The 26,287-nt window shown below is 40.0% G+C and carries 22 protein-coding genes; 8 read left to right on the top strand and 14 right to left on the bottom strand.

Going from position 1 to position 26,287, the window contains the following annotated elements; all coding sequences use genetic code 11:
• Nucleotides 1-10 precede the first annotated feature (10 nt).
• The 10 genes from RMZ42_RS14710 to RMZ42_RS14665 all read right to left on the bottom strand — a co-directional run bounded on the left by RMZ42_RS14710 (nucleotide 11) and on the right by RMZ42_RS14665 (nucleotide 11,816).
• Nucleotides 11-928 (bottom strand): glycosyltransferase family 2 protein, encoded by a 918-nt coding sequence (locus tag RMZ42_RS14710; RefSeq protein ID WP_322672090.1) that lies wholly within the window; start codon nucleotides 926-928, stop codon nucleotides 11-13.
• Nucleotides 929-1,101: 173 nt separating this feature from the next.
• The gene (locus RMZ42_RS14705) at nucleotides 1,102-2,100 is read right to left on the bottom strand and encodes a glycosyltransferase family 2 protein (RefSeq protein WP_322672089.1); all 999 of its coding nucleotides are present in this window, start codon (nucleotides 2,098-2,100) and stop codon (nucleotides 1,102-1,104) included.
• A gap of 129 nt (nucleotides 2,101-2,229) precedes the next feature.
• The gene (locus RMZ42_RS14700) at nucleotides 2,230-3,192 is read right to left on the bottom strand and encodes a glycosyltransferase family A protein (protein WP_322672088.1); all 963 of its coding nucleotides are present in this window, start codon (nucleotides 3,190-3,192) and stop codon (nucleotides 2,230-2,232) included.
• Entirely contained in the window at nucleotides 3,185-4,222 is a 1,038-nt protein-coding gene (locus tag RMZ42_RS14695) for a polysaccharide deacetylase family protein (RefSeq protein ID WP_322672087.1), read from the bottom strand. Before RMZ42_RS14695 ends, RMZ42_RS14700 begins: the two co-directional genes overlap by 8 nt.
• 4 nt (nucleotides 4,223-4,226) lie before the next feature.
• Complete coding sequence (locus tag RMZ42_RS14690) at nucleotides 4,227-4,955, bottom strand: methyltransferase domain-containing protein (protein WP_322672086.1); 729 nt, start codon at nucleotides 4,953-4,955, stop codon at nucleotides 4,227-4,229.
• 43 nt (nucleotides 4,956-4,998) lie between these two features.
• Complete coding sequence (locus RMZ42_RS14685) at nucleotides 4,999-5,934, bottom strand: SDR family oxidoreductase (protein WP_322672085.1); 936 nt, start codon at nucleotides 5,932-5,934, stop codon at nucleotides 4,999-5,001.
• 92 nt (nucleotides 5,935-6,026) lie between these two features.
• Complete coding sequence (locus RMZ42_RS14680; protein WP_322672084.1) at nucleotides 6,027-7,262, bottom strand: glycosyltransferase family 4 protein; 1,236 nt, start codon at nucleotides 7,260-7,262, stop codon at nucleotides 6,027-6,029.
• A 105-nt stretch (nucleotides 7,263-7,367) separates the two neighbouring features.
• Complete coding sequence (locus RMZ42_RS14675) at nucleotides 7,368-8,693, bottom strand: ABC transporter ATP-binding protein (RefSeq protein WP_322672083.1); 1,326 nt, start codon at nucleotides 8,691-8,693, stop codon at nucleotides 7,368-7,370.
• Between the two features lie 41 nt (nucleotides 8,694-8,734).
• Nucleotides 8,735-9,580 (bottom strand): ABC transporter permease, encoded by an 846-nt coding sequence (locus RMZ42_RS14670; protein ID WP_322672082.1) that lies wholly within the window; start codon nucleotides 9,578-9,580, stop codon nucleotides 8,735-8,737.
• A 52-nt stretch (nucleotides 9,581-9,632) separates the two neighbouring features.
• Entirely contained in the window at nucleotides 9,633-11,816 is a 2,184-nt protein-coding gene (locus tag RMZ42_RS14665) for a GumC family protein (RefSeq protein ID WP_322672081.1), read from the bottom strand.
• An 825-nt stretch (nucleotides 11,817-12,641) separates the two neighbouring features.
• Between RMZ42_RS14665 and RMZ42_RS14660 the strand changes: the two genes are divergently transcribed.
• Both RMZ42_RS14660 and galE read left to right on the top strand, forming a co-directional pair.
• Nucleotides 12,642-14,054, top strand: a complete 1,413-nt coding sequence (locus RMZ42_RS14660; RefSeq protein ID WP_322672080.1) for a sugar transferase — start codon at nucleotides 12,642-12,644, stop codon at nucleotides 14,052-14,054.
• Nucleotides 14,055-14,064: 10 nt separating this feature from the next.
• Nucleotides 14,065-15,081: a UDP-glucose 4-epimerase GalE gene (gene galE, locus RMZ42_RS14655; RefSeq protein ID WP_289794838.1), complete on the top strand. Its 1,017-nt coding sequence runs from the start codon at nucleotides 14,065-14,067 to the stop codon at nucleotides 15,079-15,081.
• A gap of 165 nt (nucleotides 15,082-15,246) precedes the next feature.
• On the opposite strand, the gene RMZ42_RS14650 is transcribed toward galE, so the two are convergent.
• Entirely contained in the window at nucleotides 15,247-15,993 is a 747-nt protein-coding gene (locus RMZ42_RS14650) for a 2-phosphosulfolactate phosphatase (RefSeq protein ID WP_322672079.1), read from the bottom strand.
• A gap of 480 nt (nucleotides 15,994-16,473) precedes the next feature.
• Nucleotides 16,474-18,540, bottom strand: a complete 2,067-nt coding sequence (locus RMZ42_RS14645) for a bifunctional serine/threonine-protein kinase/formylglycine-generating enzyme family protein (protein ID WP_322672078.1) — start codon at nucleotides 18,538-18,540, stop codon at nucleotides 16,474-16,476.
• 52 nt (nucleotides 18,541-18,592) lie between these two features.
• On the opposite strand from RMZ42_RS14645, the gene RMZ42_RS14640 reads away from it, so the two are divergent.
• The 3 genes from RMZ42_RS14640 to RMZ42_RS14630 all read left to right on the top strand — a co-directional run bounded on the left by RMZ42_RS14640 (nucleotide 18,593) and on the right by RMZ42_RS14630 (nucleotide 20,512).
• Nucleotides 18,593-18,931, top strand: a complete 339-nt coding sequence (locus tag RMZ42_RS14640; protein ID WP_322672181.1) for an element excision factor XisH family protein — start codon at nucleotides 18,593-18,595, stop codon at nucleotides 18,929-18,931.
• Entirely contained in the window at nucleotides 18,919-19,248 is a 330-nt protein-coding gene (locus RMZ42_RS14635) for a XisI protein (protein ID WP_322672077.1), read from the top strand. Before RMZ42_RS14640 ends, RMZ42_RS14635 begins: the two co-directional genes overlap by 13 nt.
• A gap of 82 nt (nucleotides 19,249-19,330) precedes the next feature.
• Nucleotides 19,331-20,512 carry a class I SAM-dependent methyltransferase gene (locus RMZ42_RS14630; protein ID WP_322672076.1) on the top strand — a complete coding sequence of 394 codons (1,182 nt, stop codon included), beginning with the start codon at nucleotides 19,331-19,333 and terminating at the stop codon, nucleotides 20,510-20,512.
• Nucleotides 20,513-20,582: 70 nt separating this feature from the next.
• Here the strand turns inward: RMZ42_RS14630 and bioB are convergent, their stop codons facing one another.
• Nucleotides 20,583-21,590 carry a biotin synthase BioB gene (bioB, locus tag RMZ42_RS14625; protein ID WP_322672075.1) on the bottom strand — a complete coding sequence of 336 codons (1,008 nt, stop codon included), beginning with the start codon at nucleotides 21,588-21,590 and terminating at the stop codon, nucleotides 20,583-20,585.
• Nucleotides 21,591-22,081: 491 nt separating this feature from the next.
• On the opposite strand from bioB, the gene RMZ42_RS14620 reads away from it, so the two are divergent.
• Nucleotides 22,082-22,657, top strand: coding sequence for a GNAT family N-acetyltransferase (locus RMZ42_RS14620; RefSeq protein WP_322672074.1), 576 nt, complete (start codon nucleotides 22,082-22,084; stop codon nucleotides 22,655-22,657).
• Between the two features lie 379 nt (nucleotides 22,658-23,036).
• A complete protein-coding gene (locus tag RMZ42_RS14615; protein ID WP_322672073.1) occupies nucleotides 23,037-23,492 on the top strand; it encodes a hypothetical protein in 456 nt (151 codons plus the stop codon).
• A 504-nt stretch (nucleotides 23,493-23,996) separates the two neighbouring features.
• Here RMZ42_RS14615 and RMZ42_RS14610 read toward each other — a convergent pair.
• Nucleotides 23,997-24,209, bottom strand: a complete 213-nt coding sequence (locus RMZ42_RS14610; protein WP_322672072.1) for a hypothetical protein — start codon at nucleotides 24,207-24,209, stop codon at nucleotides 23,997-23,999.
• A gap of 344 nt (nucleotides 24,210-24,553) precedes the next feature.
• On the opposite strand from RMZ42_RS14610, the gene RMZ42_RS14605 reads away from it, so the two are divergent.
• Nucleotides 24,554-26,011, top strand: coding sequence for a protein adenylyltransferase SelO (locus RMZ42_RS14605; RefSeq protein ID WP_322672071.1), 1,458 nt, complete (start codon nucleotides 24,554-24,556; stop codon nucleotides 26,009-26,011).
• The last annotated feature ends 276 nt before the right edge of the window (nucleotides 26,012-26,287 follow it).

The following is a 26,287-nucleotide window of genomic DNA, read 5'->3' as shown; positions in this document are numbered from 1 at the left end:
GATCGACAAATTATTTGAAATTTTTGAATGTTTTTCTGAGCTTTCTCTGGACACGTTTCAAGAGACTTGGCATATAAACATTTTCTCTTGTGAAGCGATCGGCTTGGCGATCTGGGATCGTGAAGGGCGGATGTTGTAATGGAAATTGCACGGCTTGTGTCGGAACATTGGAGCGTGGATCTCCTCGATCTGTTGTATTGGTTCCATCCAGATCGAATCCCAGATTGCTAATCAAATTAACTGTGGGGATAATGCTCAAGGCATTTTGTAACCAGGAACAGAGCATCCATTGATAGTCCCAAGTGTCAAAACCATCATAGGTAGATTGAAATTGGTTTTGCCAAAATTGGACTTCTCTGGAATCTTTGAGAATGTCTTGCAGCCAACCCTCGTCACGAATGGTTGACCACTTTTTCATTTCTAGATCGTAATGTTGCCATGCCCTACGCCAGGTTGCCCATCCCCATGTTCGGGCATAAATTGAAAAGTAATAGCTATCCTGAGTCTGCCGATTTCTAGGATTGCCCAAGGGGGTATTATCTCCAGAAATTGTCATAACCCGCTCATCATGACGGTAATACCTCAATAATTCTTCGCAATAGGGAAAAAATGTCGGATGAGGTAAACAGTCGTCTTCCAAAAGAATAGCTTCTTCAACGATGTCAAATACCCAAGAAAAAGCAGTCGCTTCTCGCTGCTTCATTCCCATATTGATGTCAGAATAATTGGTTAAGACTTCGCAGGGCCAGTCTACGCGATCGATAATCGATCGCGTTTCAGCACATTTTTCGGACTCTCCAGCTCGATTTACACGAGGCCCATCCGCTGCAACTAAAAGCATCGGTGGACGCGCTTGGCGAATAGCCTCAAACACTTTTGCGGTTCTATCTGGGCGATTGAAAATGATGAACGCAACTGGAGTTTGCATTTTGACAATACCTTTCTTCCTGAAAGTTGATACAAGAGATGATGCGTTTGTACAGTGCGTAAGTTTTAAAGTCGCCAAACAATAAACAAGTCTGGAAGGATTTTAATGGCTGGAGTGACTATCTCATTACCTTCCACAATTGGTATTATTTAGTTTATTTAACTTCGATAAAATCACAGGGAACGTTTCAATCCAGCTTGGGTAGCAAAGTAAATAAAGTATGCTATCACCTTTGGTGAAATACTGCATTGAAATGCCTCTTGAATTTGGGCGATCGCAGCAGACAAATCGCCAATCATCAGCATATTTTGGGCTGTTCTGAGAGCACAGATTGCCGAGTGTTTTTTATTGGCATCGATCAGGCGATCGACTGTTGATTGTGGTAGATAAGCAGGCAAATAAGACTGTGCAATTTCCAATCCACGGCGTACCTCTTGCATGTTTTTGCCTGTACGCACAGTTTGTCCAGTATTAGATACAGAATGTAGCCGATAAATAGCTAGTGGCTCAACTTCGTACCATACAGGGTATTGTGCGGCAATTCGCACCCACATTTCCCAGTCTTCATAATAAAAACAAAACCGATGGTCAAAACTACCTAACTTTTCATATACTTGTCGGCGAACGACAATAGAGGGAGTTTGAATATATTGTTTAACTATAATCTTTTCCAACCAATTATCAATTGTGCCGCTTTGAGGTTGTAATATCTCAGAAAAGTGTCGCCAGTGCCCTGTCTCATCCATAAAGATGTGACGACAGAAAGCGGCTCCTATTTCCGGCTGAGTATCAAATGTTTGTTGCATCTTGCGATAAAAGCCTTCCCGAACGCAATCGTCACCATGCAAAAGATGGATGAGTTTGCCACGCGATCGCTCTAAGCAGGTGGTAAAGTTCTTAACGTGTCCAACATTCTCTGGCTGGCGATAAAAACTAACGCGATCGCCTGCTAATTCTTTAACAATAGCTTCAGGATCGTCCTTGGTAGAGTGGTCATCAACCACCTCTATTTGCATTATCTCCGATCCTGGGTCTTGCGCTAAAACGCTTGCTAATGTTTCACGCAGATAGTTTGCACAGTTGTAGGTGGGAATCATCACTGACCATAAAGGTCGTGGTTCTCCATCGGGCACAGGTTGAATAACAGATCGAAAAGGGTATAGCTCATTCATAATAATTGGCTTTTCGTCACTTCAGGTGTTCAGTTAATTTGTTTTTTTATTTCTGTAATTAAATAATTTCTTCAAGTCATTGTAAAAAACTATCTGTCAATTAGTTCTGGACAGATCGCTAGGTTTATGCTAAGTACGTCTAAATATGAATTTCACAATTTTTTTTATACTCCTCGTAAGAGACTGAGCAACATCTGGAAAAAATTGCAACAAGTAGAATATTCGTGGGTGCTGATAAGGCCATAATGCTTTATTTAATCCTTGCAAAATCTCAGTATCCTGGTATCCTTGTTCGCACAAATATTTCTCTAACCAAGTCAAGAAAGTTAAGTGGGTAGAATTTGGTTTGAGTGGATTGTATTGTGCTGAAGCTTGTGCAACATAACAGGAGCTTTTTGGGTGTTGTCGATACCTATCCCAACAGCCACTTTCTACAAAGACAGATGCATTGACACAGACTTTGGCAAAGAAGGCTTGATCTTCAAACATTCCTCGGAAGGACTCCTCAAAGCCACCGACATCTTGAACGAGTTTGCGACGTATGAGGACGCTACAGGTGCCTGGTGTTTCGGCTTTGCCTTTCAAAAACAACTTGAGCAGTGTTGGCGGTTTTAGTAGGGTATCAGGTTTTACACCTAGAATTCGTTGGCGATCGCGCTTCGCATCTTCAGGATTACCCGTCCAGCTAAACCACATCAGAGTGGAGCCATAAACCATACCTGCTTCGGGGTGAGCTTCTAATATTGCTACCTGCTTCTCCAGTTTTTGTGGCAACCAGATATCATCTGCATCTAGTAAAGCAATATATTCACCTTTTGCATGGCGAATTCCCAGATTGCGCGTTGCACTCATACCGCGATTTTGATGACCTTCATGCTCCAAATAGCGCACTTTGTTAGGGTGTTGTTGGGCATATCGCAACGCAATGGCTGTACTCTTGTCGGCTGAACCGTCATCTGCTAACGAAAGTTCCCAATTGTCATAGGTTTGAGCGAAAATGCTTTCTATTGCTTCTATAAAGAAATTTTCAACAGCGTTCAAAAAGATGATGATGCAGGAAACTAATGGTTTCTTATTTATCTGTTCAACCATAAAACCACCTCGCTAATTGCTTGGCAAATTTTTCCCCATTCCAGTTTTCAATCCCGAAGCGAGGCAATTGAAAACTCTTGCTTTGTCGCCAGACAATGTCTTCAGTTGTAGTGCAAGCACAGTCAAATCCAATAGTTCGAGCCAGTTCAAGCGTTTCTGGAGTGTAATTACCAAATGGATAGGAAAAACTTGTCATGGGACGATTGAGCATCTCCTCTAAAGCAGCTTTGCTTTGCTGGATTTCATACCTTTGTAATTCTGTTGATTGTGCTGAAAGAAATGGATGGGTAACTGTGTGAGCGCCAATTTCTACTAAATCTCCTTGCCCCAAAGCACACACCTCTTCCAGTAAAAGGGAGCGGTGAGTCTTGCGTACAGTAGATTTGGCATTAGCCCAAATTACTAACTCGTCTAGAGCTTTTAAACATTCCCGTTCTGGTAAAGGTAGTAATACTTGCCAAATTGAGTAATAGAAAGACATTCGAGAACCGGGTTTAGCTTCCCAGGCTTTAGAAGTGCGATCGCTTTGATAGTCTTGTTGAGTGTAATTGGCGGCTTGACCCAGCTCCCACTGACAAAGGCTACCATTAATATTCAAAGAAAGTTTCTCAGGTAATGTGCCTGGTTGCAAAAGTAGCCTTTCTAACTCGTCCCACCAAAACTCACGCTCTTTTCCTATGTAGCCAGTACTTACAAAAACCGTGGCTGGAATGCTATAGCGCTCAAGTATTGGTTTGGCATGATGGAGATTGTCTGCATAACCGTCATCAAAGGTGACAACCACTGCTCGCTCTGGAATGTTGCCATCTCGATGCGCTTGCACGAATTGCTTAAGGCTAAGGGGTTGGTAATATTTTTGTAAAACTTCTAGTTGCTCGGCAAAGTATTGAGGAGTTACGCACAGACTCCAGGGGTCTAATTCTACCTCAGCGACGCGATGGTACATCAAAATCAGCCCCTTAGAGGATGCTAAATTTTTTTGGAACCGTCGAATTGTTCGCTTCAATTTGTCACTTCCAGGTATTTTCATTCCATCACCTCATATCAGGTTTCACTGCTCTGACGGTGATAGTTACCTCGTAGCTACGGTCATGATAATCTAGCTTTCCCTTGGGTATATCTTGAACTACCAATCCTTGAAGAAAAGCTGTGGCTGCCAAAGCATTTCCGTGGGTTTCGACTTGAATATTCTCCTTAGGGAAAACCTCCTCAAACAGTCGCTGTGCAGATAGGGCTGTAAAATTCCAACACCAGCAACTGTTCCATTCCTCATCTTTAAGTGGTGTGATTCCCGGAAACGTAGCCAGAACAACACCTCCTGGTTTCATAATTCTGTAGGCTGTTAAGAGCGCTAGTCGCACTTCGTAAATTAGCTGAAGCGTCTGAACCAGTATAAAGCAGTCAAATGTATTTGATGGTATATGTTCTGCATCTGTTAGGTCTGCGATGATTGTTGCATTGGGGTTATCTTTAACGTGCAATACATCGCTTTTAGTAACGCGATCGCCTCCAAATTCCTGAGTATAATAGTTATCTCCAATTTCTAATACGTGCCCATGAATATCATTTGAATAGCGACCCAAAAAATTCTCAATATAGTAGCGGTCAATTGGTTTTCCTCGCTCAAAACCCCAACCTGAATTTATAGGTTTTAAGCTTTGCAAAGTACCCAGGCGTACCTTATTATATTGAGACTTTAGCCAGTAGTGGGTAGGAGATGGTAATATCTTTTGGACGATTAGTTTTAACTGTTCTTTGTTCATCAGAAAAAATTATTTTAATGAATATGGCTTTTTTTAATAAGAGCTATATACCTAACAGTTCTGCATAACTCCAATTTGCATAAACACGGACACCCCGTTCTAAAGATAAAAAATCGGTTATTCCTAGACTTCCTAATTTTGTAACATCAGCTTGCCAATTAATGGGAGTTCCAACAGGAACCATTCCATCAAACTCAACACTACCTTTGTAGTCTAAGGATTTAAACACCATCTCCGCTAGTTCTGAAATTGTAACTTCTCTTCCACTTGCAAAATTATATGTTTCTCCTTGCATTGGTGCAGAAGTTGCTACTACTAATAAAGCTTTGGCAATGTCGAGTACATGAATAAAATCACGGCTTTCTTTGCCAGTTCCTTGTAACTTAACTATGGGTTGATAAATTGCTTGTCGGCAAATATCCCAAAGGACTTGACGGCGTAAACCCGGGCCATAAGCAGAAAAAATTCGTACACTTGCAGTTGGTAAATCATAAACTTTGCTAAATTCTAAACATAGTTGTTCGCTTTGTAACTTATGAAATCCATAAGGAGAAATGGGGTTACAGCGTTGAGTTTCTCCAATAGGTAATGATTCTGGATTTCCATAAATAGCTGCACTAGAAAGAAAAATAAATCGACATCTAGGGGCATTAATTCGCAACGCATTTAAAATTTCAAAAGTTAAAGCTGTGTTAGATTGAAAGTCAACATCGGGTTCTATAATCGATAAGCCAACAGAGGCACGCCCTGCACAATGAATGCAAATGTTAGGAGAATATTCCTTTAATAAGTTATTTAAAGAGGGGTCGGGTAATTTGAGACGATGATAGGCTGTTAAGTTGTGAAGGGGAGCATTTTCAGGAGGCGAATTATCAACGCCTATTACCGACCAACCTTGCTCTGAGAAATACCGAGCAACGTAACGACCAATAAATCCCGCTACCCCAGTAACTAAAACTGATTGATGGAAAGTAGTCATTTTGGTTATGCTGTAATAACTAGTGTTTGACAATTTTTCTAAATTGAGATAAATAAATTTTGATAATTATCTCAATATTTAAAGTTAAATATTTACATATCTAAAACAGTTTTTGTCCACCAATCTTTTCGAGTATTAGCAAAATTAAAAGCATCTTCTAAGATGCGGTTACTTAATTGCTCTAAGACTTCTTTTCTCGATAAAGTATCACAAATATAAGCTGCTGCTTCGTCAGGGCTATTAATATCTAAAATTGGCAAGCCAGATAAATATGGTAATGCTTTCAGACAAGGCTCAGTTGCAAAGAAAGGAATTCCATAAGAAATACATTCAACTAATTTCATTTTCACTGAAAAATCATTATCAATAGGACATATAAAAATATCGGAAGTCTGAAACAAAACCTCAAGCTGTTCTTTAGGAATAAAACCAGGAATATGAACGTTACTTTCTATAGTCCAATCTTTGGGTATATTATTAAAATCTGTACCAGCAATCACAATTTTTATTTTATTATTTAGTTTTAATAATCTCGGAGATAATTCATAAATTAGCCATTTTACAGCTAAGAAATTGAAATAAAAATTAATATTACCAGCAAAGAAAACTGTCTTTGAATTTGTATAACGCCAGCCAACGAGTTTAGGCGGAAGTATTTGTGAATTGATCGATGCTTTTTTATTAGCTAGTAAATAATTGGGAATATCTGCTTCGGACATAAATATACATTTATCAGCCAATTCACAGACTTTTCTCTCAAAGTTCTTTAGTCTTAAATAACTAATAAAAATACTAAATTTAGATTTGTAATTGAACCAATTATAGGGAGCAAGAGCTTTAAAAAATTCTGCTTCTTTATCAGTTGCAAGATATATCTTTTTTTGTTTAAGTTTAAGGAAATTTTTAAACCATAAAATACTATATAGCTGTTCAACAATAACAACTTTAATCGAGAGTTGTTCGCAGAGTTCAGTTAAATATTCAGAAACATGTTTTGCTCGATCCCAATTGTAGTACGTTACATTTTGAAAGCTAAAAGTCGAGCGTAATTTATACACTAATCTTTTATATATTTTTACTATTTCTTTTAAGACATTTTCTTTTTTTTCAGAAGGACTTAATCGAGTAGTTAAGTAATATTTAACTTTTAAATTTTCTAATTGTGTTTTAGTTTGTAAGTGATTACTTTCGTTACAAGTAACGGCAACATAAAGGTTGATATCTTCTATCTGAGATAGTTGAAAAATATCATTTAAAAGTGCCATTCCACAACCATTATTAGGGTCTAAAGGATAACTTGTGAAATAAAGAACATTTTGCTTTTCCATGCCTTCTCTCTTATCTATCTTGTATCAAAAGTGATGTCTAGTGATGTCTTTTTTTGTATTGAATAAACATCAGACTACCTCTAAAAGTCTCTCAATAAATTATTTCTAGGTTTTTAAATTTAGATTTGAATCGGCGATTGGCGCTGATAATACTTGAAAGTTACAGGTTACTAAACCGTCACATGTTATACCAAAATCTTCGGATGGAAGTTCAACCACCTCTATTTCAAATGCCGACTCAATATAATCAAAGATAGTATGGAATGAAGAATCGGAAAGCCAAAGACCAATGACATAAGTACCTGATTTTAAATGTAGCTTTTCAATGTTTAATTTAACTAGATTTTCTCCCTGCTGAAGGGATATTATTTGTCCAAGTGATACAATATCCGCATTTACTAATTTTATACCGTACTGGTTATAGACAACAACTGCAAGACTTCCTATATTTCTTGAGGAATCTGATTCAATTTTCAGTAGAAATTCAAGTTCACCATTTGAATAAGCATTAAAAGAAATATCTTTTTTTGAACTACTATATTGAACAGCGATAAAACGAGCTTGTCCATTGCCATTTCGATGTGCATCGCTTAAATTTATCCACTTTTTAGGAAAAGCTTGACAAGAATAATAGTTACTAGATAAATATTGAGTTATCACGCTATTTGTATTTCCGTAATTAATTAGCTGCCCCTTATTTAGTAACAAACATTTAGAACATAGTCGTTGAATTGCTTCAATATTGTGACTTACAAATAGAACTGTTCGAGCTTGATCGTTGGATACTTCCTGCATTTTGCCAAGACATTTTTTCTGAAAATTTGCATCTCCAACTGCTAAAACCTCATCCACAATCAAAACATCTGGCTCTAAATGTGCCGCAACTGAAAATGCGAGGCGTACATACATCCCAGAGGAGTAGCGTTTAACAGGCGTATCTAAAAATTTTTCAATCTCTGCAAAATCAACAATTTCATCAAACTTGCGTTTGATCTGTTCCCGACTCATGCCCAAAATCGCGCCATTGAGGTAAATATTTTCCCGCCCTGTCAACTCAGGATGAAAACCCGTCCCCACCTCTAGCAAACTCGCTACCCGTCCCGTAATCTCAATACTGCCATGAGTAGGTTCCGCGATCCGGCTTAAAAGCTTCAGTAATGTCGATTTGCCGGCTCCATTCCGCCCAAGAATTCCCACCCGATCGCCCTGCTTAATCTCAAACGACAGATCCTTGACTGCCCAAAATTCCTCATGATTCGAGTTTTGCGTTTTGCGTTTTGCGTTTTGATTAAAGGGGTTCAACGTCTTCGCCATCGATTTCGCCCCGTCCACTATCACATCGCGCAACGCCTTATAGCGATATCCCTCCTGCTGATGGCTCAACACATAGCTCTTACTTAAGTTCTCAACCTTAACCACCGTATCTGCCATATATCCTCCAACCTCTGCTAACAACTCCTGAAACGCTGTACCTAAATAATGTCCGCAAACTTGCGCTCCATCCGGCGGAAATAGTAAATCCCGGTAATCAGTACTAAGATGACTAACCCCACGGACAAGAGAAATCCTGGTAAATAAATGTCAAAATTTTTACCCAAAATTGCCCACCGGAAACCATCAATTACACCCACCATTGGATTTAATGAGTAAAGCAGTCGCCACTGTTGCGGCACCACACTACTACTAAAACCCACCGGTGAAATATATAGTCCAAACTGCACAATAAACGGCACAATATATCGGAAATCCCGATATTCCACGTTTAATGCCGCCAGCCATAACCCCGACCCCATTGCCGCCGCAAATGCGATCGCAATAAACAACGGCAGCGTTAAAATTCGCCAATCCGGCACAAAGTTATACCACGCCATAAATCCCAACAGGATGATCGCAGAAATCATAAAATCGACAAAACTCACAATCACTGCACTCGTTGGGACAATCAAACGCGGAAAATAAACCTTAGAAATTAAATTAGAATTACTAATTAAGCTATTACTACACTCACTCAAGGCATTGGAAAAGAACTGCCAAGGCAGCATCGCCGAAAACACGACAATCGGGTAAGGCGCACCCGCCGACGGAGCCTTGAGTAAAACACCAAATACAACCGTAAACACAACTGTCGTTAAAAAAGGTCGCAGCAATGCCCAAGACAGCCCGATCGCCGTTTGCTTATAGCGCACCAAGATGTCTCGCCAAGCCAAGAAGTAAAACAACTCCCGATACTTCCAGATATCCTGCCAGTACTGCTGCTCGGTTTGCCCTGCCTTAATAACTAATTTCTGCCGAGGCTCGATTGTCTGTTTTCCGATCATGAAAATACCCCTATGCCCATTAACCTATAATCAAGTCAATAAATAAACTTCATCAAGCTCTTATCCCAGGCAAATTTATCTGACTCAAAGCAGACCTTTTTCCACCGTCAGATCCCCTAGAGTGATAGTAACCAGACGCCTTTTCAGCAGTAACCCCATTTACCACCATTCCTAAAACATGCGATCGCGCTTGCTCTAGCATGATTTTCGTACTCTTAGCAACAGCACGGTCAAGCACTCCAGGATGTACAACCAGCAATATCCCATCTGCCATCTTGCCTAGCATGAGTGCATCACCAAACAAACTCAAGGCAGGAGTATCAATAATCACACAATCATACTCTTTGACTGCCTCTTGAATTAACAAAGCCATGCGCTGCGAATGTAGCAATGCTGCGGGTTTTGCTAGGATTGTCCCAGCCGTTAAGAGATCCAAGTTAACTAATACTTCTTGAGTGGCGTTGCGAAACTCTGCTTGACCAACTAAAACATTACTTAGTCCGATTGGATTGGATAATTTCCAGATTTCCTGTTGGGAAGAGTGACGCATATCCGCATCTACTAATAGGATTCTACGCCCCATATGTGCTTTAGCTACTGCCAAATTTGCAGCCACAAATGATTTGCCTTCACCCGGAGCTGAACTAACTACGACAATTACTTTTAATGGTCGATCGGAGATAGTAAAATCCAGGTTTATCTGAAGCATCTCAAAGGCTGAACTTGCTCCCGAATATGGATTATCTTTGACTGCTAGTTCGACTAGACCTTCCCCACTGTTTTTAGCTTTTCGATCGAAGTGAGGAATCGTACCGAGTAAAGAATAACCTAATAACTGCTGGGCTTGCTCAAGAGTTTTCAGGGATCGATCCATAGATTCTAAGATCAAAGCTACGCCTACACCCAGCAAAATTCCCAAAAATCCACCCAGCGCTAGCTGAAAGGCAATTTTGGAAGGAATAGCTTTTTGAGGAAGTAAAGCCGCAGATATTACCCTGGCATTACCGACATTCTGATTTACTACTACATCGACTTCTTGCGATCGCTTTAGCAGTTCTTCATAAGTAGATGTAGCAACTTGCAACTGTCGCTCTAACTGCTCCTGTTTTTCTTGCAGTTGCGGTAAAACACTCAATCGTCTTTGAGAAAGTGTGTATGCATTCTGCAAAACCGTAATTCGGTTAGCTAATGCTGAACGTTCTACATCCGACTGTACCAGTTGGGCCACTAAGGTCTGCTTGAGTTCTCCCATCCCTAAATTCTGGGCTGGTACAGATTTTTCTCTATCTGCATTCTCAACAATTCGCGTCTCTAGCTGCTTTTTGAGGGCTGCTTCTTTTGCTAACAAATTAGCGATCGTCGGATGTTTGTCTGTATAACGAGTCTTTTCTACTGCTAACTGGTTTTGCACCTGTTGGTATTGTGTTAACACTTCCTGCACAGCTTTTGATTGACTTAAATTCCCTATATCCACAGCCTGCTGCGAATTCAATCTCAATTGACGTTGCAGAAGTTTTGAGCGAGTCTCAGCATCCGTTAAATTTGCCTGGGCTTGGGTAATCTGGTCTGATAAGTTTGCGAGTTTGTCCACTCCTTTCGTTGCTTCTTGCTCTAAAGCAATCACCCGATTTCCTTCTTTAAATCGACGCAAAGCTGCTTCCGATCTAGCTACCCTTGCTTCAACTTCAGGTAATTGCTTGCGTAAAAACTTCTTTGCCACTGTCGCTTGGGCTTGGTTAATGCGAATATTGTTCTCCAGGTAATATCTCATCAGCGAATTCACAACATCTGCGGCTTCTTTTGGATTGCTGCTGCTGTACGAAATCGCCAAAATATCTGTACCTCGGACACTTTTAATTTTGACTTGTTTGAGAAATTCATCTATTTCCAAGGGTGTTCCTTGCTTATCTACCAACCTGAGACTAGCAATAGTTTTCTCAACTATTGGATTAGAACGAATGACCTCTGCTTCTGTATCCAATGGACTGTTGATTTCAGTCACACTTCTCAACTCCCCAACTTGTGCCGAGGGATTTGTCAGCGAAGAAACGCGGTCAGTTTTACTGAAAAGCAACTTACCTTCTGCTTCATAAATTGGTTTTTGCTTGATAGCACTTAAAGCTGAAAGCGCAAAAATAGAGGCAGTCACCACAGCTATAATTAGCCAACGCCTTTTCAGAAGTAGCGAGTATTGCTGCAAATCTAAGGAGTTTTGGTCTTCTTGGTTAGAGGGCATGGAGTATGTTACGAATACCTGAAATTGTTTTTACTAATTTTGCTTCACAATTTTGGTAGTCCAAGATAGCTATTTGGACATAATTAGGATTAATTACTAATTGTTTGTATAAAAAATCATAATAAAAATATCCGTATTTTTAAAATGTTTGCTTTTTATTAGATTTCCTTAGATTTATCCCAGAAATATTATCTGAATGTCAAGGTGTTTTTAATTTTTTTTCTAAAAATTTAAATTACATTAAAAAGCATTTATTTTAACTCATTAAGTAGAAAAGCATAAATATTTATAGTTGAGGTCGAGCAGGAGGTAGAAGGCAAGATATAAGAGGGAAGAAGCTTTTAGCCTCATTTATCTTGGTTAACATGATTATGTTTTTTTTCACCCACTTACTTGTTTGGTATTAATTTAATAACAGCATTTCAACAGCTTGCATAAGCTTTTTCTTTATTTTGTTACTTTATGAACAGCTACTTTAACAGCAAATATACGCTAATCAAAAAATTAAATATAAAGTTCAGATTGACTACACTCATGGCATAATGCAAATGTCAAAAGAACAACCTTGAAGCCGTAGTGTAGTTCGTACAGCCAATGCAAGTTAAGATGTATCTCCTACAGATATGCTATACCGACGCACAGATAGTTCCCCTCCTAGTTTGTAATACCTAATCTCCAATTTCTTTGACAAACAGAGTATACAAAATTTCTCATTTTTGTATGCTTTGGCACAATACGGCTAGTCTTTAATATTCCCTTATTTGACTCGGTTGCTGGTTTTAACGAATAAATCGATATCAGGATACTGAAGAATAATAGAAACCAATGACTTCCACAAGTTATGTCAGTTTACCTATCAATACTAGGCTGCCAAATATAGTCCGCAGCCTACCGATATTGCTTTTGTTAGGGGATATTTTTGGGTTGCTAATTTGTTTAGCGATCGCACAATGGTTGCGTTTAGATCAACCCTTACATTGGCTAAATCCGTTGCCTTATGTATTTGTCTGCATGATACTTGCAGCATTTTATTTAGCAGATGCTTACCATCCAGATCGGCAAATTTCAGGTTTAAGAGCGCCCGCTCGAATTATTGTTTGTAGCATTGCGATCGCCTTCTTGATTTCTGCTCTGATTTACTTGTCAGATATTGCCAAATACAACCCGATATCGTGGCGGAGTGTCTTCTTACCTAGCTTAGGAATCTTTACTATCTGGGCAATAATATTGCGCGTAATGGCGGTGAGATGGGTGCGATCGCACGCTCTGAAAAGCCGTTGGTTAATACTAGGAGGCGGGGATAATGCCATCAAATTTACACAAAAATTGCTAGAACTTAATCCTTTAGGAAAGCTGACTGTTCTAGCAGAGGAAAACCAAAAAGCTATAGACTTACCAAAAAGAAATCTGAGTTATCAGGGAAGCCTGAGCGATTTGTCGCAATGGAGTCAAGAATCCTGGTCTGGGGTTATAGTGACAGCGCAGATAAACTTTTCCGAGTCACAAGCACAACAGTTAATGCAGATGCGGTTGCGAGGCATTCCGGTTTATACATTGCCGGATGTTTACGAAACATTTTGGTATAAACTCCCTTCGTCGCTGTTACAAGATAAATGGTTGGCTTTTAGTGATGGTTTTAACCTCATGCCTGGTTACTTCAGTATGAAACTGAAGCGAGTTATCGATCTCATATTGATCCTCTTTTTACTAGTATTAGTTGCACCACTTCTGTTATTGGTTGCATTACTAGTTAGGCTAGATAGCCCTGGCCCAGTATTGTACAGTCAGCAGCGAAGTGGGTTATACGGTAAACCATTTAGAGTTTATAAATTTCGCTCCATGTATCAGGATGCAGAAAAGTTGGGGGCGCAGTGGGCTAGTCAACGCGATCCACGAATCACCAGAGTCGGATACTGGCTACGTTTGTTGCGTATTGATGAATTACCTCAAATATGGAACGTCTTACGGGGTGAAATGAGTCTGATTGGGCCTCGTCCAGAACGACCAGAATTTGATGTCAAACTCAAAGAAGCGATTCCCTACTATGAAGTTCGCCATTTGGTCAAACCTGGAATTACAGGCTGGGCACAGGTTATGTATCCCTATGGAGCATCTATAGAAGATGCTTATGAAAAGCTGTCATACGATCTGTACTACATCAAAAATTATTCCATTTGGTTGGATTTAGCGATCGCCTTCAAAACGATTCGAGTTGTTTTGTTAGGTAAAGGTAGATAAGGAAAAAGAAATGAAAAATAAAATATTGGTAACTGGCGGTGCTGGTTACATTGGCTCCCATGTAGTTCGTCAACTAGGAGAAGCTGGTTATGATGTCGTAGTCTACGACAACTGCTCTACAAGTTCACCAGCATCGGTACTACACGGGAAACTAATTATTGGCGATTTAGTAGACAGTGGGCATCTTTATCAAGTTTTTGCCCAGCATAAATTCAGCGCAGTCTTACACTTTGCCGCTAGTCTGATTGTTCCAGAATCAGTAGCTCATCCCCTCGACTACTACGCCAACAACACCCGCAACACCTTAAATTTGCTGCGCTGCTGTAGCGTTATGGGTGTTAACAAGTTCATTTTTTCCAGCACAGCCGCAGTCTATGGAGAAGTAAAAGACAATCCTGTTACTGAGTCGAATCCTACACAGCCCATCAATCCTTACGGACGTTCAAAGTTGATGAGTGAGTGGCTGATCCAGGACTATGCAGCAGTATCTTCACTAAACTACGTAATTTTACGTTACTTTAATGTAGCAGGTTCTGAACCCAGTGGACTATTGGGGCAAATGTCACCGAATGCCACACACTTGATTCGAGCTGCTTGTGATGCAGCACTCAAGCGCAAGCCAGAAGTCCGAATTTTTGGTACTGATTTTCCTACGCCCGACGGAACCGCAATTCGAGACTATATCCATGTTGAAGATTTGGCGACTGCTCACTTAGATGCTTTAGATTACTTAGAAAAAGGAGGGGAAAGCCAAATTTTCAACTGCGGTTATGGGCAAGGATACAGCGTGCGACAAGTTATTGAAAGAGTCAAGGCTATTTCTGGTGTAGATTTTCCCGTTATTGCTGCACCACGTCGTCCAGGCGATCCTGCCTGTGTTGCAGCTTGTGCTGATAAAATCCATAGGGTTCTGGGTTGGCAACCAAAACACAATGATTTAGACGAGATTATCAACACAACCATTGCTTGGGAAAAACACAAGAGTAACTTGGCAAGTCAAAGGCATATCAATATGGCATATGCATAATTAGAACTTGGCACCTAATTAACCTTGTTTTTGCAATTTAGATAACGTGAATTCGACGGCTCATATAGTGTCCCTATAATTGACTCAATCAAAAAATTTCTTAGAGGTTTTACTACACAAAACCGTCCCTATTGAAATTGAAGAAGCACAGACTTGAAGTTTAATTCAAGGTAAAGAGAGGTTCGTCGAACTTACGTTGACATAGGCATTATCTTTAAATAAAGGCACGCAATTACTGATGTTAAAGGCGGCGGATAGTTCAACATCTGACTCAAAACCTCTTTCAATCAATTCTTTACCAGAACTGCATTTTTTCAAGTACCCTAGTAAATCCTGCTGGAAAGCCTGAAATGTTGTCACAGCGACTTCGGCTTCTGGTGATAGACTGCCATTTAAATAACTAAGAATTGCCCCAGCACCAATTAAATCTTCAAATGCAGGGCGGAGGCTACCATCTTCTTTCCACCTCTCACCGGCAGGAATCACAGAAATTTTATCACCATACTTTTGAGCAAACTGTGCCACAGCTTGGCAATTTCGTAAGCAGCCAGCCAAAGTTGGTGTATTCCCTGTATGTAAAGTCAGAAAAGAACCATTAGGTGATGGTAAAACTAGTTTAGTTCCAGCAGGAATCTGAGCCACCGATTTTGGCGAGAGAGAATATCCTGTTGTAGTCCAACGTTGTCTCTGACTTGCCAACTCTGCTTGCACTGACTTGGCATAATCTATGGCTGATTCATCTTTATATGCGTAGGGAAAAATTATCGCGCCGTTGTTAGTGGCAATTTCCACACAGGTAGAAAAAGAGAGAACGTCAACTATCACAATTACATCACTGATAGGAGCTAGTTCAGCAACTCCTTGCGGTCCCCATTCACAGCGTAAATTAAACTCTGATTGGTTGTAAATCATTAGAGGTATATTCAACCTCTGATTGAGTTAGACTATAAAGAGTAATATTGAGACTAAAGACCAAATACAGTAGACCTATCTTTAAAATAAATTTTGTAGGAAAATAAACAGAAAAATGTAACTATAACTCGTCCATTTTGAAACCTGGAGTTCTTAAGGAGAGTGCATTATTCGTTCATGCCTTGAGTTATGAGCTTTAACTAATTCCAAAAAACTATGGTTTTCAAAGTAGACGCGGTTTATGTATATTAATAATGACAAGTTCCTTAGAAAGAATAGAACTATACCTCCAGGAATTAAAAAGATGAATTGGGATTAAGTATGAAGACTTTATCACATTAGTAGCATTAGCAGAAAAAAGGAACGTGATCGCCAGACCACGTTCTGTACGAATGATCGCTACTTTTTTATTAGTCCCCGAAGTCATACTCCAAACCTGATAGGTATTAGCTTTATAGTACTTCTGAAAAACAAGGGCTACTAAGTCATGCCCCGCACTATCACAACCCGAAAACCCGCATTGGGATACCTATAGCCACGCGTGCCATAGGAGCGAGCCGCCGAGCGGCAAAGCCTAGGTTCGTCCTCCCAAGAACTACCACGCCACACACGGTATCGATTATCACCTAGCCTAGCACTGCCGTCCGTGGGTGCATTATTATAATTTTCGTGCCACTGATCCCGACACCATTCCCATACATTACCACACATATCAAATAAACCAAAGGGGTTAGGGGGAAATTTTCCTACTTCTGTTGTTGTTTGCTGGTGATATTCACCCTTTGGGGCAGAACCATAAGTGTAATTGCCGTTGTAATTTGCCAAATCAGTTGTAATCGTTTTGCCAAAATAAAACGAGGTGGTTGTGCCTGCACGACAAGCATATTCCCACTCTGCTTCACTGGGTAAGCGATAGGTTTTTCCAGTCTTTTTAGATAGACGATCGCAAAACTCAATTACTTCATCCCAAGAAACCTTTTCAACAGGTCGATTCGCTCCTTTAAAATTGGATGGGTCGGGGTTTAAATCAATATTCACTTTACCAAGAGCGGCTACGGCTTTCCATTGAGCTTGGGTGACTGGAAATTTACCCATGAAAAAGGGTTGAATGGTGACAGTGTGCTGTAGACTTTCATTAGTGCTGCGTTCTGGCTCATTGTCTAGCGAACCCATCAAAAATTTACCACCAGGAATTGCCACCATTTCTATAAATACATCATTATCTAGGTCTTCTGTAAAAAACTCGGCGCTTCCGCGACTACGGTTGATTTCATAGGTTTTTTTCCCCATACCGAAGGGACCTGAGCTTTTTAGCGTTAGGGTGGCGGTGTCGAATTCAAAAGTCTGAGTTTGAATACCTGGAGAAGGAACAGTTTTCGGAGATGTCTTTTGTTGTTTTAGTAATTCTGGCACCAGTGCGTCTACCGCTGCGATATCTTCATCCCGCAGTTCTAACCTTCGTTGATAGTCTTGCAAATCCTTTTGAGTCTGCGGGTTAAAGGGATATTGTTGATTCACTGCATCAATAAAACGCCTCTTATATTCCTCTAACTTCCGCTGATACTCCTGATAGGGTTTGAGAACTTGTTCTTGAATTTCCCTAGCTTCATCCTCAAATAACCCCAACTCAATCCGTAGAGATTCCAGTATTCCCAATCCAAACGCAGAAAAATTACCCTGACCTGGTAGTACCCTAGCTCTCGCTTCCTGAATGTATAGTTGTTTAGGAGAAACCAGAATCGTTGGCGGTAGTGTTAAAGCTTGCAACGCCTCTTCTGCTTTGGCATAACGTAAACTGAAGTGACGGCGCACCATTTTGATTAACACCTCAGCGAGATGGTCACTTACCTGTGCTTGGTCTCGCCAAATAATTTCACCTGTTTTAGGGTCTTCTGGCAAATCAGAGGGCAAAACACCAGTCAAAGCTTGAATAATGGTTATGCCTAGAGCATACACATCGCTAGCTAAACAAGGCCTGCCATTCCTTTGCTCATTGGGCATATAGCCAGGAGTGCCAACGACGACGACGCTAGGTTTTACTTCACCTTCAGTATTCAGCATCAAACTACTAAGTTCTTTCACCGATCCAAAGTCAATCAGGAAAATCCTACCATCCTGTTGCCGTCGCATCAGATTTTTGGGCTTGATATCACGGTGAATCACTCCTTGACTATGTACAAAAGACAAGATTTCCAAGACATCCTGTAAAAGCTTAGTAACATCACCTTCACTCAGTTGCTCACCTGGGAAAATTTCTCTACTCAGGTCTTGTCCCTCGATAAACTCCTGAACGATGTAAAGATTCTGATTTTCGCTAAAGTGTGCTAGTGATTGAGGAATTTGGGGATGGTTTCCTAGCCTTTCGAGGATAGCCGCTTCTTTTTCAAAAAACTCGATAACATGGGGATTGGACTGGTTAGAACGCAGTTGCTTAACGACACAAAAAGGCTTACTGGGTTGTAAGTTATCTCTAGCAAGGAATGTTACACCAAAACCGCCGCTGCCTATTTGTCGAATAATTTCGTAGCGCCCAGCTAGTGTGTTCAAGATGACTATCAACCCCCTAGAAACTTGATAGATTTAGTGTAATTCATTTTTCATAATTGTATCAGTTGATGATATTGAATTTCTTGTGGATTTAGGGGCAGAAAGACTATTAGCAGCACAAAAACAAGGTCAAAAAATAGCCGTAGAAATTAAATCCTTTATAGGTGCATCTGAAGTAACGGAATTTCATCTCGCTTTAGATCAAACCTTGAATTATCGGCTAGCATTAAAAAAAGAAGAACCAGAACGCATTCTATATCTAGCTATTAGCCAAGATACATACCAAGACTTTTTCTCACGTCAATTTATTCAAGATTCTTTAAAAGAATATCAAATTAAACTTTTAATATTTAATTCCTTAAGTCAGGACATTGTTTTATGGAAGGAATAAATTACTCCCAAATAATTCAAGATATTTTAAATAACCATTCAGCTAATGATGTGGCTAATGGAACAGAGGTTCAATTGTTGTTTGACGCGGAACGCCATCATTATCAAGTCTTAAATCTTGGCTGGAAAGAACAACGGAGAATTTATGGAGTTATCATTCATGTTGATATCAAAGGCGAAAAAATTTGGATACAAAGAGATGGTACAAAAATCGGTATCGCTAATGAATTAATTGCTGCTGGTGTACCGAAAGAAGATATTGTATTAGGATTTCATGCTCCTTATAAACGCCAATTTACTGACTTTGCTATTGGATAAGTAGCAGGAAATAAGCAATAGTAATCTTTGCCCTAATCATCCACTATCCGCTAAACTCAGAAATGCTGCGTTATTCCTCATCATGTCCGATTCCCAAACTGTTAGTGCTGCTGTTGCCAAACTCTACAATACCTACCCCTTTCCGCCGGAAGCTTTGTTGGATGAACCACCTCCAGGGTACAACTGGCGCTGGAATTGGCTAGCCGCTCATAACTTCTGCACAGGCCAAAAACCCCAAAGGCAAGATATTCGGATTTTAGATGCAGGTTGCGGTACTGGTGTGGGTACAGAGTACCTGGTTCACCTCAATCCTCAAGCTTCTGTTGTGGGAATTGACCTCAGTACTGGTGCTTTAGCTGTAGCAAAAGAACGTTGTCAGCGTTCAGGGGCTAACCGGGTTGAATTTCATCACCTCAGTTTGTTTGATGTGGAACAGTTACCGGGTGAGTTTGATTTAATTAACTGTGTTGGCGTTTTGCATCATACTCCCGATCCCATTCGCGGTATTCAAGCTTTGGCGAAAAAGTTAGCCCCAGGCGGTTTAATGCACATTTTTGTGTACGGGGAATTGGGGCGCTGGGAAATTCAACTCATGCAAAAAGCGATCGCACTTCTTCAAGGCGATAAAAAAGGCGACTACCGCGATGGTGTTCAAGTCGGGCGACAAATATTCGCTTCTTTACCAGAAAATAACCGAATTGTCAAATACGATAAACAACGTTGGTCGCTAGAAAACAACAAGGATGAATACTTTGCTGATATGTATGTTCATCCTCAAGAAATTGACTACAACATTGAGACGCTGTTTGAATTAATTGATGCTTCGGGATTGGAATTTATTGGTTTCTCGAATCCGAGCTTTTGGGATTTGGAGAGACTTTTAGGCAAAGCACCAGAGTTAGTGGAACGGGCAAAAGAATTGAGCGATCGCCAGCTTTATCGCCTGATAGAATTATTAGACCCAGAAGTAACTCATTACGAGTTTTTCCTCGGTCGTCCTCCTTTAATCAAAGCCGACTGGTCAGATGATAACGCTCTACTAGCAGCGATTCCCGAACTGAATCCTTGTCTTGAAGGATTTCCCAGTCAATGTTTCTTTAATTACGATTACCAAATTGTGAATTTATCTGTAGCAGAGTTTGAGTTTATGCAAAGATGTGATGCTAATGCCACAGTTGCAGAGATATTGACAAATGTAGAACTGGGATTGGATGAGGTAAGAAGCCTTTTGCAACAGCAGTTGATTTTATTGACACCTGCTTAAGGAATTCAAGTAAAAAATATCCAATTATTAATTGTGGGATGGGCCTTTCGGTTATCCCACAATTAGATATTTACCCTACAACAGCCGAACTTGCTACTTTCTCCTGTCTTTGGGAAGGCGGACGCATTCCCAAACCAAGTAAATTCAGCATTTCTCGGTCAGTATCGTAATCTGGACAGGGAGTTGTCACCGTCAACATCTTGTTGTCGTCGCTAGAAAAGATAGAATTGGCTCCTGCCATAAAGCAGAAAGCTTGCTCAACTTGAGAAAGTCTTGCCCTGCCGGCACTAAGACGCACATCGGAAGCTGGCATTAAAATTCTCGCTGTGGCAATCATCCGCACAATATCCCAAATGGGGACATCAGGCTGATTTTCTAAGGGTGTGCCCGGTACTTGTGAAAGAATATTAATTGGCACGGATTCTGGATGTGGATGTAAGTTTGCCAAAGTTTGTAACATCCCAACCCGGTCATCGACGGTTTCGCCTAAGCCCAGGATACCGCCAGAACAGACAGTAACATTTGTCTGCCGGACATTTTCAATTGTATTCAAGCGATCGCTATATGTCCTTGTGGTAATAATTGTACTGTAATATTCCTGCGAGGTATCTAAGTTATGGTTGTAGGCATAAAGTCCTGCTTCTGACAATTTCTTGGCTTGATTTGCCGTCAACATACCTAGAGTGCAGCACACTTCTAAACCCATTGCAGTCACATCCTTGACCATTTCCAGGACTTCCTCAAATTGTGAGTTATCCCGGACTTCGCGCCAAGCTGCACCCATACAAATGCGACTAACACCAGTTTCTTTAGCTTTTTGGGCGATGTTAACTACTGTTTCTTTTTCTAGAAGTGCTTGCGCCTTTACCTCTGTTTTATAACGGGAAGATTGGGCGCAGTAGCTACAATCTTCTGGACAACCTCCGGTTTTGATAGATATGAGTTTGCAAACTTGTATTTTTGTTGGGTCATGATATTGGCGATGCACGCTAGCAGCTTGATAAATCAGCTCTAGCAATGGCGTATTGTAAATCGCCCGAATCTCTAATTCCTGCCAATCGTAGCGTATTCCCACCACATCACTATCCTTCTTGTAGACTGGGTTAAATCTTGAGCTGTCTTTTGCTTAAATCTGCTGCGGTACAGCCTTTGGGCAAAGCTATTTTATCGAAGTTGTACCCTGGACTGTGCTTTATCACCCATTGGCTCTCAATCCTTCCGCTCTAGATATTAGACATCAGCTTATCAAGATTTTGGTTGAATGGCAGATTAAGAGCAAAAATACTCACCCCATCTTTTGTAAAGGGAATTGGGAATTGGGCATTGAGCATTGGGCATTGGGAATTGGGTATAGATATATCTTTTGTCATGCTGGTCAAGAGTTCAAAGTCTATATAAAATCAGTTAATTGACCCCTGACTATTAACAAACTTTATGAAAAAACTATGACACTTGCGTAAGCCCTGATAATCAGACAGCTAATCTAGCTGCTGCTAAACCGCAGATTATGAGAGAATTTACAAAATTTAGAGATTGTTCTGGGAAGAGATCCCGCCAATTAAGTAATTTATGATATCAGAACTGCCAATAATTGCAAGCGATCGCCTATTATTGCGAGCAGCGATCCATGAAGATATACCCCAAATTCTCAAGTACTTTATTGATAACAAAACTTATCTCACTCCATTTTACCCTCTTTGGGCTGATGGTTTTTTCACTGAAGAATATTGGCAATATCAGATAGAGAATAGTTTTCTAGAATTTATCAATGGTCAATCGTTAAAACTATTTGTTTTTACCAAAAAAAATCCTACCGTAGTTATTGGAACGGTCAACTTTAGTAATTTTGTCCGAGGAGCCGCTCATTTTTGCTATGTGGGATATAGCCTTGCTGAAAATAAACAAGGTAAAGGATATATGACAGAGGGTTTAAAATCTGCAACTCAATATCTATTTGAAGAGTTAAATTTTCACCGAGTTATGGCTAACTATATGCCTCACAATCGGCGCAGTGGTAATGTACTCAAAAGGCTCGGTTTTGTTGTTGAAGGATACGCTAGAGACTATTTGCTAATTAATGGACAATGGGAAGATCACATTTTGACAAGTCTTACAAATCCTTATTGGAAAGAACCTAAAATTTAAATAAGCTGACGGCTATTGTCAATATTATTTAATTTCTCTAGCAAAACTGCTTTTAAAGCAATTTCTTTATAATTCATAATTATTATTTTTTTTAGTCATTTTATACAAGTAAGTAACTCTAAAATTGCACTTAATTACTCATTTGTAATTTTTGAGTAATACCCATCTTACAGCTATTCGCAATACTCTCATATTTATATGATAAAGAATTTAATATATCAGTTGTAAATCTCTACAAATTCATAGTAAATTCATCATAAATACACAACAACTCCACAGGCAAATGCAATAGTAATATTTGTTCGCTAACAAACTTAGTTACTAAGGTTAGCTTTAGCCGATGTGTCCAATTTTCTTAAACAGTTGAGGAGTTTTTAAAATGCTCATTAATTCTATAAAGCGCTTATCTGTCTTTTCTACTATCTTCGCTTTTGCTACCGTCTTAAACGGAGTTGTCTTAGCAGCACCAGGCCCAAATCCCAGCACTACACCAGCCTTAAAAACTCAAACTAGTGCTGTACCACACCAACCAATCAAACTCACAAATCAACAGCGCCAACAAATCCAAGTGGCTCGCCAGCAAAGAGACAAGAATATTGAGGCTCTATTAAACCCGTCCCAAGATACTAAATTTAAGGCAGCACTGCAATCCCGTCAGAGAATCAGAATAGTTTTAAAATCTTTGGATTTGAATCAAGATCAACAGAAACAAGTTCAATCAATTTTGCAAACTTATAACCTGCAAGTGAAAAAAATTCTCTCTTCACAGGCATCACAACCAACATCAAAACCAGGAGAAATTGCTTCACCAACATCACAACCAATTAAAAAATAAAAAATCAGTTTTATTTCATTAAGTTTAAATTTTGCAAGACTGGCGAATTTTATCCAAACTTCGGTTAAGCCAGTCTTATTTTTTTTGAATATCCAAAACTTTATTTATTTTAGAGGATGTTTGAAAAGTCGTAAAGTATACTATAAACCCCACTTCCATTTTTCTCCCCGTTGGCGTCAACCTGCCGTTAGGCAAGCAAAGAGAGGCTTTGAAACCCCCATTTTCTCGTGAGTGTTGGGGGCTAGGGGGGTCAAGTTTCTGAAGCTTTGATGTGATGAAAAATACTTTTAAAACATCCTCTTAAAAGAGGGTACGAGGTATGCAGTTACACTTAGGGACTACTTGTGTAATAGGCGATTGAAAGCGGTTTTACAAGAGCCGATACCTCATGGCAGAGGTAGAAATTTACTCGTGAGCGATTGACACGCGTCTACGAACTTACGCCAGCTAGCTTCAGTGTTCTAATTATTCTGAGTTGCCTAACCCAAAATGGGTGTATAAACTTCAACATTTATAGGGCTTATTCTGTACAAACCACTTTTCACAGGCATCTTTGACAACTTTTCTGTCTTCAGATGACAAAAGCTCATCTGGCTGACCAGAAGCTAAAATTTTAGCGGCAGTAACCGCTTTTTCATATAACACACCGCACTGAACCAGTTCTGTACAAAAGATTTTTTCTCTTTCTTCTACAGGCGTAAAAAAATTACTTGGCATTTAGAAAAAAATTGTTTAGTTTTGTTTTTAAGAGAATACTTTTTATTACTAAACTTCTTCTTCTATCTAGTGAATAATTTCAGGTAGATAAAGCATGGTTTAATGTAAAGTTTGCTAGTAATAAAAAATACAAAACTGAAATTTCTCACTGATGATTTTATCAGGCAGTTTGATACAACTACAAATTAGTCAGCGTTCTTGCTTCAATTCCACGTTTTTCAAGGTGGCTTACTTCTGCCTCCTGAAGCGCTCCCGATTTTGATATGGATCGCTTTTTGCGTCTATGCTGATGATGCTGAAGCCAGAGGTAGTATTAAAGGAAGAATGAATTAGCTTTGCTCGTAATGACTCTGGCTGAAACTCCAAACGACAAGAATTCTAGCAATCCTTTTCTCTCCCTCAACTACGAAACCGCCTTAGAATCTCTAGGAGGCGACTACTACGATGAGGTTGCAGCAGCTGAATTTCCCCAACACCTCCTGCGTTGGCGTAACGATGAACTATTACCCCGTTTCGGTCTAGACCCCCAAGTAGTCAAAGACGAAGATTTCATCGCAGCCTTTGGCCAATTTCAAGGGCGCAAACCGTTGTTAGCACTGCGTTACCACGGCTACCAATTTGGTGAATATAACGGGCAGTTGGGTGATGGTAGAGGCTTTCTCTACGGACAAGTACGCGCCAATGATGGCGAATTATACGATTTTGGCACTAAAGGTTCTGGAAGAACGCCCTACTCCCGTGGTGGCGATGGTATGCTCACGCTCAAAGGTGGGGTGCGGGAAGTTCTGGCTGCGGAAGCACTGCACTACTTGGGTGTACGTACTTCGCGCTGTCTGAGCATGATTGAAACAGGTTTACCACTCTGGCGGGGCGATGAACCTTCGCCTACCCGTTCATCTGTGATGATTAGGATGAGCAGTTCTCATATTCGGTTTGGCACTTTTGAGCGACTGCACTATTTCCAGCGTCCAGATTTAACTCAGAAGTTATTAGACCATGTAATTGAGCAGTATTATCAACACTTAAATGCTGAACAAGATAAATATGGCTTGTTTTACGCCGAATTAGTTAAACGGGTTGCACAACTAGTAGCGCAGTGGATGGCGGCTGGCTTTTGTCATGCAGTGTTGAATACTGACAATATGTCGATTACGGGAGAAAGCTTTGATTATGGGCCTTATGCATTTATCCCTACTTATGACCCATACTTTATAGCTGCATACTTTGACTATTCTGGACGCTACTGTTACAGTAATCAACCAATTATTTGCAAGCTGAATTTAGAAATGCTCCAGCAACCTTTAAAGGCGATTATTGATAAAGGCGATATGGAGACTAGTTTAGCTAGGTTTGATGAATATTATCAAGCTGAATACAGTTCTTTGATGTTGAAAAAATTGGGTTTTGTGGAGTTGCAACATCCACAAGCTGAAGAACTCTTAAATCTCACGATTGAATTCTTGAAAGCCAGCCAAGTTGGTTATCACCAATTCTTTTATGAGATGGCTCGCACTTTTTCATCTAAATGGCGAGATGAACCAGGTTTTGTAATGAATAATTCAGATATTGTACCAGTACCGGGTGCATCAGCAATTTTTGATGATTGGTGCATAGCATACCACAAAATCTTGAATGATTTTGATAGCGATCGCATTAATGTAATTGCCCAAACTCTAGCTGTTCATAATCCCAAAACGGCATTATTAAGACCTGTGATTGAATCTGTTTGGGAAGCAATTGCCCAAGAAGATAATTGGCAGCCTTTTTATGAGTTAATCAAGGCAATTCAGTCTAGGAAGTAGTCAATTTACAGCTACTTTCTTTTTAATATAGTACTTCTCGTTTGTATGCAATACACTCTGACCTCTCTCCTTTTAGGAGAGAGGCTTTGAAACTTACTCCCCAACGCTAGTAGGGAAGGGGCTGGGGGTTAGGTCTGTATTCCATGCAATTGAGAAGCGCTATATTATGAATTTTTGTGCTTGGTCAGTAGTAAGCTGTTCCACCTTTAATTTGCATAATTAGGGCGGGCAAGATGCCATTGGTGTCAAGTTAAGAAAAATAGAATCTTGTCAACA

The sequence above is a fragment of the Nostoc sp. DedQUE05 genome (assembly GCF_034530955.1).
GTDB lineage: Bacteria > Cyanobacteriota > Cyanobacteriia > Cyanobacteriales > Nostocaceae > Nostoc.
The sequence above is the reverse complement of the archived record's forward strand: the minus strand, read 5'-3'. Positions and strand labels throughout refer to the sequence as shown.